General features: G+C 44.5%; 12 protein-coding genes. 6 read left to right on the top strand and 6 right to left on the bottom strand.

What is annotated here, in order from left to right:
- Window positions 1-88: 88 nt before the first annotated feature.
- The gene (gene kdsB, locus L5L77_RS14150; protein ID WP_012197229.1) at window positions 89-826 is read left to right on the top strand and encodes an 8-amino-3,8-dideoxy-manno-octulosonate cytidylyltransferase KdsB; all 738 of its coding nucleotides are present in this window, start codon (window positions 89-91) and stop codon (window positions 824-826) included.
- Between the two features lie 45 nt (window positions 827-871).
- Window positions 872-1,129, top strand: a complete 258-nt coding sequence (locus tag L5L77_RS14145; RefSeq protein WP_219251555.1) for a DUF2897 family protein — start codon at window positions 872-874, stop codon at window positions 1,127-1,129.
- 166 nt (window positions 1,130-1,295) lie between these two features.
- Here L5L77_RS14145 and L5L77_RS14140 read toward each other — a convergent pair whose 3' ends face one another.
- The 3 genes from L5L77_RS14140 to L5L77_RS14130 all read right to left on the bottom strand — a co-directional run bounded on the left by L5L77_RS14140 (window position 1,296) and on the right by L5L77_RS14130 (window position 3,285).
- Window positions 1,296-1,763 (bottom strand): hypothetical protein, encoded by a 468-nt coding sequence (locus L5L77_RS14140; RefSeq protein ID WP_263181329.1) that lies wholly within the window; start codon window positions 1,761-1,763, stop codon window positions 1,296-1,298.
- Window positions 1,764-2,059: 296 nt separating this feature from the next.
- A complete protein-coding gene (locus L5L77_RS14135) occupies window positions 2,060-3,064 on the bottom strand; it encodes a rhodanese-related sulfurtransferase (protein WP_263181328.1) in 1,005 nt (334 codons plus the stop codon).
- Between the two features lie 47 nt (window positions 3,065-3,111).
- Complete coding sequence (locus L5L77_RS14130) at window positions 3,112-3,285, bottom strand: hypothetical protein (protein ID WP_198573292.1); 174 nt, start codon at window positions 3,283-3,285, stop codon at window positions 3,112-3,114.
- Window positions 3,286-3,439: 154 nt separating this feature from the next.
- Between L5L77_RS14130 and L5L77_RS14125 the strand changes: the two genes are divergently transcribed.
- Window positions 3,440-4,096: a glutathione S-transferase gene (locus L5L77_RS14125; protein ID WP_263185473.1), complete on the top strand. Its 657-nt coding sequence runs from the start codon at window positions 3,440-3,442 to the stop codon at window positions 4,094-4,096.
- A 187-nt stretch (window positions 4,097-4,283) separates the two neighbouring features.
- Window positions 4,284-4,481 (top strand): hypothetical protein, encoded by a 198-nt coding sequence (locus L5L77_RS14120; RefSeq protein WP_028760072.1) that lies wholly within the window; start codon window positions 4,284-4,286, stop codon window positions 4,479-4,481.
- Between the two features lie 132 nt (window positions 4,482-4,613).
- Here L5L77_RS14120 and L5L77_RS14115 read toward each other — a convergent pair whose 3' ends face one another.
- Together L5L77_RS14115 and L5L77_RS14110 are read right to left on the bottom strand one after the other, a co-directional pair.
- A complete protein-coding gene (locus L5L77_RS14115) occupies window positions 4,614-6,371 on the bottom strand; it encodes a SulP family inorganic anion transporter (RefSeq protein ID WP_105252613.1) in 1,758 nt (585 codons plus the stop codon).
- A gap of 184 nt (window positions 6,372-6,555) precedes the next feature.
- Window positions 6,556-7,182, bottom strand: coding sequence for a LysE family translocator (locus L5L77_RS14110; protein ID WP_028760074.1), 627 nt, complete (start codon window positions 7,180-7,182; stop codon window positions 6,556-6,558).
- 92 nt (window positions 7,183-7,274) lie between these two features.
- Here L5L77_RS14110 and L5L77_RS14105 point away from each other — a divergent pair, with 92 nt between their 5' ends.
- Window positions 7,275-8,633, top strand: a complete 1,359-nt coding sequence (locus tag L5L77_RS14105) for a PLP-dependent aminotransferase family protein (protein ID WP_173496654.1) — start codon at window positions 7,275-7,277, stop codon at window positions 8,631-8,633.
- Between the two features lie 184 nt (window positions 8,634-8,817).
- Here the strand turns inward: L5L77_RS14105 and L5L77_RS14100 are convergent, their stop codons facing one another.
- A complete protein-coding gene (locus L5L77_RS14100; protein ID WP_263185437.1) occupies window positions 8,818-10,692 on the bottom strand; it encodes a choice-of-anchor I family protein in 1,875 nt (624 codons plus the stop codon).
- A 452-nt stretch (window positions 10,693-11,144) separates the two neighbouring features.
- Between L5L77_RS14100 and L5L77_RS14095 the strand changes: the two genes are divergently transcribed.
- Window positions 11,145-12,368: a multidrug effflux MFS transporter gene (locus L5L77_RS14095; RefSeq protein ID WP_263185436.1), complete on the top strand. Its 1,224-nt coding sequence runs from the start codon at window positions 11,145-11,147 to the stop codon at window positions 12,366-12,368.
- Window positions 12,369-12,842: the final 474 nt, after the last annotated feature.

Genomic DNA, 12,842 nt, shown 5'->3' with positions numbered 1-12,842 from the left:
CATGTTAAAAGGGCTCAATTGTGAGCCCTTTTGTCTATATGCATTGTATATCTACACTGTATATCTTTGATAAAAGTAGGATAATTTGATGAATGTGACTCTGTTAATCCCGGCTCGTTACGGTTCAAGCCGCTTCCCGGGCAAACCCTTAGCCCCGATTAACGGCAAGCCAATGATCCAACACGTGTATGAACGCGCGTCGTTAGCCAAAGGCCTCACCAATATTTACGTCGCTACCGATGATGATCGCATTAAAGCGGCCGTTGAAGGTTTTGGCGGCAAAGTAGTCATGACCAGCCCAGATGCAGCCTCGGGTACAGATCGTATCAATGATGCGATAAACCAACTGGGACTGAAAGATGACGATTTAGTGATCAACCTACAGGGCGATCAACCCCTTATTGACCCAACATCCATCGAGCAAGTCATCAGCCTCTTCGAGCGTCACCCTGGTGAGTTTGAAATGGCCACCTTAGGCTTTGAAATCGTCAATAAAGCCGAGCTTGACGATCCTATGCATGTGAAGATGGTGTTCGATAACAACAACTACGCCTTGTATTTCTCTCGTTCGCGTATTCCTTTTGGCCGCGATACTCAAGATTACCCCGTTTATAAGCACTTAGGTGTGTATGCTTATACACGCAAATTCGTACAGGCCTTCGCCGCCCTACCATTAGGTCGTCTAGAAGATCTGGAAAAACTCGAGCAATTACGTGCATTAGAGTACGGCCATAAAATCAAAATCGCCATTAGCGCCTTTGATTCTATTGAAGTTGATACGCCAGAAGACATTCGTAAATGTGAGCAACGTTTAGCGGTTGATTAATCGCCCGTTAGGTGTGCGCGAGTCAATTCGAAACAGGAGCTGAGTATGTCGACCTTAGAAGTCTGGATCATTATTATTTTGATCGTCGGTGTCATCGCCAGCAATCTTGCTGCGTTGAAGTACAGTGCTAAGTTCAAACTGCCGCAGTTCGGTCAACATGGTAAAGATAAGCAGATAAAGTCAGATACTGCCAAGCCTTCGGCAGCAGACAATGATGACGATGCGGCTTCAAACAAGCCAAGTTCAGCGGACTCAGAACCCAATAAAGCAGATCAAAGCGAAACTGAACCACCTAAGCGCTAAATTCAATGGCGGCTTTTAAAGAGTGAGTCTAAAGATGGCTCTTAAACATGCCTTTTAAAGACTGCGCTATAAACACTGAGCAATGACGTTCACAAACATAGAAAAGGCGCCACAGGCGCCTTTTTTGTCTCTCAAATAACAAGCTAGTCAATGCCACTCATCAGCCTTAGGCTTTTTTCGCTGATGTGCGACTCAATGGCTGCTCCTCAAGGTGCGCCACTAAAAAGACTAAAAAGCGAAACAGGGATTTAATCTTAAGATCATGATTTTTATTGGGCTCAGCCGCGACTAACTTCTGCAGCGATTTGATTCTAGCGTAAGCATTCTCGACTAAAGCATCGTTCTCTTTACCGACATATTTAGCAAACTCGGCAAATTCACCAATAAATTTCAGTGTCACTTTACGGCGATTTAACGAAGTGAGTGCTGCGCCCTCTTTCAGTTTTGCCTCAAAAATACTGCATTCTAAACCACTGGCGATCGCACTTTGCGACAAACAGCTGCTTAACGCATCGGCCAGAAAACCCAAATTGGCTTTTAACTCGAAGGCAATCGCCTGCTTACTGGCGCTCGATTGCTGCCAGCGACTGCGTTCCTTATCAAAAATATCGTATAGCTCTTTCCAAATGCTCATGCGCTTTGCCTACCTTGCACTGAATCGCTCCCTTCGTATATAGCACTCGACTTTTTTGAAATGCTAGCGTTGTTAATACTAACGTTTTTAATACTAGCGACTGAAAGTTATCATAAATTTAAGGTTTTCGGCATAGCGCTATGATAAATAATGGTTTAAAGCACATTCACACTAAAACTAAAATCGGCATAAAAAATGGCCCGAACGAGTCGGGCCAGAGTGCAAGCTACCTGAGTACGAAATGAGCTCAGTGCGAACTCATGACTCACTCACGACCCATCTAATGGCATATAAAGTTAAAGCGCTTGCGATTTTTTCACGTTATTTTTCTCGGCGGCGAGTCGACGCTGCGCTTCTTTTTTCTCACGGCGCGCTTCAATCACTTGATTCACATCGCTACCGATATGCGCTTCATTACGGGCTTTAGCCAGATTCACTTGACGTTCACGCTCAACGAAACGTTTACGCTGCTCGTCAGAAATTTTATCGATACAATATGGGCAACTGACACCTTGCACATAGGCAGGGCTCTGTTTTTCAGCTTCGGTGATTGGCATACGGCAAGCATTACATTGATCGTATTGACCTTTCTTCAAGTCATGATTTACCGCAACGCGGTTATCAAATACAAAGCACTCGCCTTCCCACAGGCTTTCTTCCGCTTTCACTTCTTCTAGGTATTTAAGAATACCGCCTTCGAGATGATAGACCTCGTCAAAGCCTTGCTCTTTTAAATAAGCAGTTGATTTCTCACAGCGAATACCGCCAGTACAGAACATGGCGACCTTCTTATGTTTAGCAGGATCAAGATTCTGCTTCACATATTCAGGGAATTCTCTGAAGGTTTCAGTCACAGGATTAATGGCATTCTTAAAGGTGCCGATTTGCACTTCATAGTCGTTACGGGTGTCGACTAAAATCACGTCCGGATCAGAAATCAGCGCATTCCAATCTTGAGGCTTCACATAGGTGCCAACCACTTTAAGTGGGTCAATACCTTCGACGCCCATAGTCACGATTTCGTTTTTCAGTTTGACTTTAGTGCGGTAGAACGGCATCTCATCGTCAAATGACAGCTTGTGAACGATATTGTCTAGGCCATTTTGGCTGTTGAGCCACACTAATAACGCTTCAATAGCTTCTTGAGTGCCAGCAACTGTGCCATTGATCCCTTCACTTGCGAGGAGCAGAGTGCCTTTGATCTCGGCCTGTTCCATCATAGCAAGCAATGGCGCTCGGATAGATTCAAAATGCGGTAACGACACGAATTTATATAACGCACATACGACAACTTTAGCCATAACACCCTCTTTGCTGGCTGGAACTTAATTTCCAGTGCATAAACAAATCAATCATCTGCAGCCTTGCTGCAGATCCCAAAAATAGCGCGGAATTCTACCTGAGTCACAGCAAGATAAACACAGATAAAATACAGGGTCTTTAATTCTTTACGCACAGTGGTGAGAAAAATCATTCTATGATGGCAAATTAAGCAGAAATCCCAGTATGAAAGCGTTACCATCTGCGCCCTTTGAATATTGCATGATTGGCACACAACATTTGCATTGGCATACTCGCGTCGTCAATAAGCATGCATAAACATGCATAAACATGCTGACGTCAGCTTTAGTCGCATCAACTTCCACGCATGGCGCCGCACAGTAGAGGAAATCCGAATGACTCTAGCCGTCTTATACACCTTCCGCCGTTGCCCCTATGCTATGCGAGCACGTTTGGGACTCTTGTTAGCCCAATGCAATGTTGAAGTCCGTGAAATCACCCTTAAAGCCAAACCACCACAAATGCTAGCTGCCTCACCTAAGGGTACTGTGCCGGTATTAGTGCTAGCAAACGGCGAGGTGATTGCCGAAAGTCTTGAGATCATGCGCTGGGCACTCACGCAAGCAGATCCCTTAGATCTATTGTGTCAGCAAAATCCTGCTATTGAAGATAAAATGGCACAACTTATCGCGCAAAATGATCAGCAATTTAAACCATGGCTTGACCGCTATAAATATGCCGACCGTTACCCTGAGCAAACGCAAGCTTATTATTATCAGCAGGCGAGTCATTTCCTCCTGCAACTTGAAACATGCTTAGGGCAACACCCCTTTTTAGTCGCCGATACACCTCGCCTTGCCGACTACGCAATCGTACCTTTTGTACGCCAGTTTGCCGCAGTGGATCTTAAATGTGCACTTAGTGATGATTTTCCGCGAGTCGCCGTTTGGCTAAATCGACTTATTTCGAGTGAAATATTTATTCGTGCGATGGAAAAATATGTGATCTGGGACGCTAGCCATTCTCCAATTTGCTTGTTAGGAGACGTGTAAGCCAATAAGATTTAAAGATTATTTTTATTTTATGTTATAGCCATAGGTAAAATATTCGAGTAAGGTATTTACCACTAGGTAACTAATTTAGCTAATCGTAGCTAGACAATCTTCTCAAGAAAAGTAACCACGCCTAAAGACTCAAGGACGTGAATGATAGAACACAAGGATAAGACAGTTGGAAAATATGGATATTAATATCGTTATTATGCTTGGGGGCCTAGTGCTATTGCATTGTCTATTTGCCCTTCGGGCTTTCAAGAGTAAAGTGGATCTCAGCACTAACAAAAAGTGCTTATGGTGCCTACTGAGTCTGATACTCGGCCCTATGGGTTATTATGGTTTTCACGGTTTTATTCCCCTAGATAGAATTCTCAAAGACTAAACGGTAAAACTGAATACCTTCAAAAATAAGTCATACCATTGATTTACTTATCAAATTAAGACAAAAAAATAGCGCAACCTTAAGCTGCGCTATTTTATGACCCAGTTTAATCAAACAAGGCATTACAGTTAACTACAAATGACTGTGCAACAATACCGAGTCATCAGGAACTTTTTGGATCACAGGCGCTTGCCCTTCAGCCAAGGCTTGTTTATAGCTTTGATTCATTTTAAGGGCGAGATACAAATCTGGCCGGATCAAAATACCACCTTCCCCTGTCTGCATGCCCGCTTGCTCAAACCAACTCAGCATCTGCCGTTTACGTCCCGCAAGCACTAAACGAACGCCACGTTTTTTAAGCAGTTGATGTAAATCAGCCAACATGGCCATCACACTTAAATCCAAATGGGTAAAACAAGGCACTGCATCAATAATGATGCAATCGACCGGCTCAGATTCCCGAATAAACTTTTCCAGTAAACGGCGCTTAAAATACGTCGCATTAAAGTAAGTTAACGGTGAATTAAAGCGATATATAAATACTCCTGGAACCGATTTAGCTTTACCCGATTCATCGACACTGCGGATAACGCCCTTATGATCTAAACCAAGCACTTGATCCGTAGGCCGCATCACAGTAGCAAGGAACTGGAATAAACCCAGTAATACAGCCAAGGTTATCCCAGGGATAACCCCAATAAACAACACAGAGAACAAGGTGATACAGGCAAGTAAAAAAGCAGACCTATCCCGCACTCGCAGATTCCACAGTGACTTTAAATCGATAAGCGAGATTGAGGCAATCACCAGCACCACACCTAAGGCGGCACTGGGGATAAACTTCAAAGGCGCAGTGAAAAATAGCGCCACAACACCAATCAATACCGCCGCAATGATAGACACTAACTGGCTCTTACCACCATTGGCATCATTAACCGCAGTGCGGGAATCCGCGCCGCTCACCGCAAAACCTTGAGATATGGCTGACGCTATATTGGCTATACCTAACGCCCTGAACTCTTTATCGGCATCTATATCGTAACCGTTTTTTGCCGCAAAGCTTCGAGCCGTCAACATCATGCTCACAAAGCTCACCATGGCTAAGTTAAGCGCCGGTACCACAAGCTCACGGGCAATACCTAAATCAAATACAGGCGCTTGGAATGAAGGTAATCCAGAGGTCACTTCTCCGACGACGCTAATATCAAAGCTCGTCAGGTTAAACACCCAAACAAGGAAAGCCGCCATCGCCATTGCGCACATAGAAGCTGGCCATTGAGGACGAAACCGTTTCACTAAGGCATAAGTCGCTAGCGTCACAATCCCCATAGTCAATGTCGGCCAATGGGTTTTGGATAAGTAGGAAGGCGCACCGCTGAGGCGTTCGATTAGATAACGCTCATCGAAGGTAAAACCGAAGATTTTTGAAAACTGTCCCACGATAATGGTAATTGCAACGCCATTAAGCAACCCCATCAAAATCGGCTTTGATAGAAAATCGGCGAGCACCCCCAGCCTAAAACGACTCGCAATCAAGCACCAAAAGCCTGTCATGGCCGTCATGGTCATCACTAACTGCCAGTGCTTCATGCTATCCCCTGCAGCTAGGGGCGTGACAACTGCGGCGATAACAGCACAAGTCGCCGCATCTGGACCCACGATTAATTGTTTTGAGGTGCCAAATAGTGCGTATACCAACATTGGTAATACGCAGGAATACAAACCCACGGCAGCATTCACACCAGTGAGCTGGGCATAAGCAATCGCTACGGGTAATGCCACAGCGGCAACGGATAAGCCTGCGCGCACATCATCCCTAAGCCATTGCTTTTCATATTGTAATAATTGCGCCAATCCCGGCATAAACGAAATCAAACTAGGGAACTTCACTCGGCAACCTCCATATACACACTATCAAGATAAGCAACAAGTATAACTGAGACTGAAAATGTTCAGCTAAAAGGTCATTACCTAAAAAGCCATCAATAGTATGTTGGTTATGGCATAAAGCCAATCATTACGCGAGTGTCTTCCTCAGAATATTTATAGGCTTAGGCACTTAATTCAAGCCAAGCTAGCGTAATATCATAGGTAATGACACTAAGAGCAAGCTGCCCATAAACCAATTAAAATGGCGCTTACGTCTATCGGTATTGAGTTTCTTACTGATCGCTGCACCGACAAATACCCAAGTAAATGATGCAGGAAATCCCACTATGTTGAACATTAATACGCCAAGAAACGCACTCAACCAAAAGCCATCGCCACTTAATGTAAAAGCGCTACACAGGGTAATCGTCGACATCCAAGATTTAGGGTTAATCCATTGAAATAACGCAGCTTCAATGAGCGTCATAGGTTTTCGTCCATCATCCAAATGCGTGCTCTGCACTGGCGACGTCACTAATTTGTACGCGAGATACAGCAAATATGCTAAAGCGAAATATTTCAATACTTGGTGCAATACCGGTAATGCTTCAAACAAGGTACCGAGGCCGAATAATACCGCAAGATGTAAAGAGGTCGAACCCAAGCGGATCCCTGCAATATGTGGCACGGTACGCAGCACACCAAAATGCGCTCCAGAGCTAGCTAAGAGAATATTGTTCGGTCCGGGAGTCATTGTCATAGTAGCGCAAAACAGCGCGGTCGAGGCCATTAAAGTCCATAATTGTGGATCATAAAGCAGTGCAGTATTCATATTCGCCTTAAATTGTATGCATACATTTGTTGACATAAAAAGATGCAATAAATAATATACGGAGAATATTAGAGATCAATGGATTTATTGTCATGGGTACAATCTGGACGCCAGACCTAACGACTTTTTCAGGCCCGAAATATCAGCGCTTAGTCAGTGCCATAGAACAAGGCATTTTGCAGAAGGTGTTAACCCAAGGCAGTAAACTGCCACCGCAGCGCCGTTTAGCTGATGCCTTAGGCATCACAATTGGCACTGTGACCCGCGCCTATGCATTGGCGGAACAAAGGGGTTACGTCGAAGCACGAGTGGGAGATGGCACCTATGTCAACGCCTCCCCTGTACCTGAAATGGGTAACGTACAATTGAATATGGCGACCTGTCAGCAGCCACTCACAGATCAAATCAGCACCCTAAGCGATTGCCTCAGCCAATTAGCGAAAGACCCCACTAAATTGAGTCAGTTACTCGGTTATCGCGCCAGTCCATTAGATCAACACCAACAAGTGTTCCACCAATGGTTAAACCAACGCGGCATACAGCAAACGCCCGAGCAACTGGTCTTTACCCATGGCGGCCAGCAAGCCATTTTTGCCTGTTTGAGCGCATTTTTATCAACAGGCGATGTACTGTTACACGAGCAATACAGTTATCCAGGCGTGAGAATTTGTGCTAAACAGCTTGGTGTCACTAGCGTTGGAGTGCCCCTTATCCACGAAGGATTAGATCTGCCGCGCTTTGAAGCCTTATTACAGATCCACAACCCTAAATTAGTCTATCTCACACTGAATAATCAAAACCCCACTTGCATTCAGTACAGTGAATCACAGCGGCAGAAAATCCTTGAATTATCAGAGCAATATCAATTCTATATCATTGAAGATGACGTGAATTATTGTTTACCTGAAGAATGGCATTCGCCCCTGTGGCAATTAGCAAAACAGCTGGCGATCCCAAGGGTGATTTATATTTCCAGCCTGTCAAAATTGTTTTCTGGCGGCTTAAGGCAAGGTTTTATTCTGGTTCCTGACCCCCTTATCGCCCAAGTGCGACTCGCTATTCATAGCCAATGCTGGATGGTGTCGCCGCTGAATATTGAAATTGCCTGTCAGTTGATAAAGAAAGGTCATATCACTGCAGAACGAGATACGCTCGTACGTCAACGCCAACGTCACTGTATCGCCATGGGCGAACGGCTGGGATTAACCCAAACTTGGCGAGGGTTAAACGGTTGGATACAACTGCCAGAAGATATCAAAGCCCATCATCTCGTTACCGCACTGGCCGCAAAAGGCATATTAGTCCGTAATGGTGATGACTTTAATTGCCATGATAATTTTATCCGCTTGAGCCTTGGTGGCGCCGAAAACGACACTCAATTCAATCTCGCGGTTGAATGCATAGAATCGACCATACGTTCCTTAGTGCAAAATGCTTATTCAGTGGTGTAAAAGCGCTTCAAGACCATTAAACTCAGCTAATTTTTATGCGCCATTTCAGATGAAGTTAATTCACACAAAATGGCGAATTTTGTAGAAAAGTGAATAAAAAAGCGCCAGTAGCATGCATGCTACTGGCGCTGATGTTACTGACAAGCTTGATGAACTATCGGTAAGCCATTAGTTATATGCACCACTATTTAATCTTAAGTTGGTAAACACTCGTGGTGCCACTAACTTCATTGCCTATGATTAACAAAGGATTACCATTAGGGCTTTTATCGGCACTGACAAATTTCATCCCTTCTGGCCCTAAATCACCCGCCAATGTCGCATCCCCTTTAACTTCACCCGTATCAGTATCGACAACGAAGTCAGCTTCAAAATCACGATTCACAACATAGTCGACAAAATGCACATCGAAAGGATTAGTCACGTCATAGATCATAAAGCCAGAGGTACGTTCTAAACCAACAAAGGCATATAGTCGTTGACCAATTTGGCCTAGGGCTAAAGCTTCTGGCTCTGGCCCCTTGTCATCGCTGCGACTATCACCTTTATTTTCTTCGTTGTTATTGTTGAACTTATCCCCCAGTAGTGCGGCGGTAATACGCTCAAAATCACTTCCACTGTCAAACACTTGCTGACCATCAGCATTCCAAATCGAGAAGGAACGAGCACCAAAGCTCACGACTTTGTCGTAATCGCCATCCTTATCATCGTCCCCCATGCTCTTCGTTACCTTAAGACGCGCTAATTGGGTTTTATCTTTTGCGGCGGCAAATTGTGGGTGATTCGGGTCGAGCACTAAATCCCCTGCGCGGGCCTCTTCCGAAAAAGCCGCATAGTCACGGGAGTCACCTTCATTCGCAGTCACAATAAAGTCAGTGTTATTCCAACGGTAGCTAGCAAGGGTATCGGGTTGATACATGCCGTACACCCCTGTGTAGCTTTGCAGGTTAACAAGATTGTCTTTGTCACTCGCATCAATTTTATTCACATCAAGCCCGTAATCTTTGAGGCCTAGCGGTAAAATCTTCGAGACTTTCGCATTGGCGATATCAATCACGGCAATAGCATTGTTCTCTTGTAAACTGACAAATGCACGGCGGTTATCTTGGCTAATGGCGATATATTCAGGTTCTAAATCCTGCGCCACACTCGCCATTGGACCATTAATTTTAATGTCAGCGGTGATTTCAGTTGCACGCGCACCGCCCTGATTAAACACACTAAAATCTATGATGGTCGCAGCGGCTGCAGGCTTACCGTCAGTAATCGCAATCAGCGCAACACTGCCTTCAGGATCTAAGGTATAAGCAGGATTAGGTTCGCCTTCATTGGCCACGAGTAAGGTTTTACCGTCGTGGGTGAACACTACATTATCGGGTAAAGCACCGACTTCGACGGCGCTGATAAACTGTGGAGCATCTGTACCATTAAGCTGATAAAAAGCCACAAAACCATTGGCTTGGGTTTTATTGCCTGCAGCGTCACCACGCTCAATGGCAGCCGCTAACAAGTTGCCTGAAATACTCACGCTGTTAACGCTTCCCATAAAGGTTTGACCCACATCCTTAGCAACATCGAGTTCTGCTAATTTTTCGAGATTATTCAATGCTAAAGGATCTGTGGTATTTGATGCAGTCGCTAATAAGCTGCCATCGATAATATCGACTTTGCCGCTAATCGCATTGACCACAAAAATACGGTTAGATGCACTGTGATATTCAACGATTTCAGCAGCACTTAAGCCATAAACGCCAGTCTGATGACGACCAATTAACTCTGCTTTTAAGCTTGCAGTTTGTGGCTGGCAAACATATTGGGTTTGCGCGACTGCAATTTCACTGTTATCCAATTGTCCATTATGGTTGGCATCTAATCCGGTATCGATACGCTGACCACCGGCGGGACAATTTGCATCACCGATAGTTAATGCGGTCACTTTAACCAGTGAATTTAAGCCGTTGTCGCCTTTATCACCTGCTGCGCCATCATCAACGCTGCAAGCACCGAGTAATAAGCTCGCCATAATGGCGGCTGCAAGCGGGAGTCGTTGTGTTTTCATCGTGTCATTCCTGAATATTTTATTTTTAGTAGGGTGAAGCTAAAGCCCACTAAATTAGTCAGCATAAAAGACACTTAGATGACAAAGCAGTGACACTCAGATGACAACTAACACTTTTGAATGAAGCATATTGGAGGATAACGGCTCGAGCCGCCAAGGTTATACCTCGATTATCGAGACTTACTACTTAGTTACAATTTAATCGGTAAAATACGGTAAAGAAATCATCGCAAAGATTGGTTTATTTGTCCTAGCGCTTTACTATGCTATTGCTTAATGCCTTACCGTGAAAATTGATCGAAGCATAATTCACTTTTCCCCAAACACTGCCAATTAGCGCAAGATGCTGGCTAAAAATGGACGGATTAGAGTGAATTGTCCTAGTACAATTTAAACCACGCCGCATAACCCTGAGAAATACGCTTTCAATTCTTTCGCCACCCGAGGTAACAGTGGACCCACAATCACAACCTTCTGCCCATAACGGTAGACGTATACCGAATTTAGCACTGCTTATTCCCATGCTAGCGGCGATTGTCGCGATCACACCATTAGCCATCGACATGTACTTACCTGCGATGTCGACATTGGCCCTTAGTTTTCATACCGATATCACAACAGTGCAACAGTCCCTGAGTATCTACTTAGCAGGTTATGCACTGGGCATGTTGTGTTTCGGTCCCTTAGCTGACCGCATTGGCCGTCGCCCTATGGTGATAATAGGGCTGAGTGGCTTTATGCTAACCAGTTTACTGATTGGGTTTGCTGGTCAAGTCGAAATCTTTCTTGGGTTACGCTTTTTGCAGGCCTTTATCGGCGCAGCAGCGACTGTGGTGGTACCGGGATACATAAAAGAAGTCTATGGCGACAATACCGCCAAAGGTATGTCTTACGTGAGTTTAATCATGATGTTAGCGCCATTACTGGCACCTAGCATTGGCAGCATTATCTTAGAACTCGGTGATTGGCATTTAATCTTCTTCATTCAATCTGCCTATGCCGCGACCCTGTTATTACTCGTGCTGTTTGCGCTAAAAATGCCCAGCGATAAAGATATGGATACTCGCAGCCAAAAATCGTTTCTTGGTGCCTATGCGACCGTATTTTCCCGACCTGGCGTTAAGTTGAACATTGCCAGCGGCGTGTTAACGTCTTTTGCGTTTTTCTGTTATCTCACCGCATCCCCCTTCGTTTATATGGAAGTCTTTGCCTTAGATAAATCCTATTTTGCCATCTTGTTTAGCACCAACGTTGGTGCCTTGATGTTGGCCAATATCATTAATACTCGCATTGTCGGCCGCTATGGTTCGCTGCGTATGTTGCACGTATCGACCTTTTTTGGCGCTATTGCGGGAGCTGGTTTATTAACCGTCAACCTACTGGATATGAGCTATCATTTTACCGTGATCATGCTTATTCCTTTGATGGGCAGCCTAGGGGTGATGTCGGTCAACGCCGATGCGATAGTGCTGATGAAGTTCAAACAAGAAACCGGAACGGCAACGGCGGTTATTGGCACCTTAAGATTTGGCTGTGGCGCATTAGCGGGGCCGTTATTAGCGGTGTTCTATGATGGCACAGCAGTGCCCTTCTCTGCCCTCATGTTAGGCTCTATTGTGTTAGTCGGTATTTGCCAATTTAATCGTCCAAAACATCAAATACAGCCGACGGTTTAAGGATCTATTTTTAAGGTTCCATGGATACCAATGCCACATCGGCAACACATGTTTGATCGCGTGAAAACAGCGCATTGGCTTTCACTAATGTAGCAAATAAGTAATATTTAATCGCAACAGTTAAGTATCTGCTTATCTAACGTCCCACACCAAAACGGCACTTTTAGTGCCGTTTTTGCTTTTTAAGTATCTAACAATCTGAAAAATATAAGATAAGCTCATAAGTCAGCCTAGATTACTTGGCGATTCCAGCAAGTTATCCAGCCATTCAAACGTGAAATTGTTTCAAGTTGGTTATTTTTTACATAAAAGGCTTGAAATGTTGTTTTTTTTGAATATGATGAAATTCTGTTCATTGCAACAGTTGCTGCATCCTAAGGATGAATCACTTGTCTTCTACGAAGTCAGTTCAGCATTTCGGAGTCTGAATTACCCTTCAGGCTTAATTTTTAGAGCGATTACCGTCGCTGTAAC

This window comes from Shewanella sp. SM29, assembly GCF_025654245.1.
GTDB classification, from domain to species: domain Bacteria; phylum Pseudomonadota; class Gammaproteobacteria; order Enterobacterales; family Shewanellaceae; genus Shewanella; species Shewanella oncorhynchi.
Note: the sequence above shows the minus strand (reverse complement) of the source record. Positions and strands in the feature narration are given on the sequence as shown.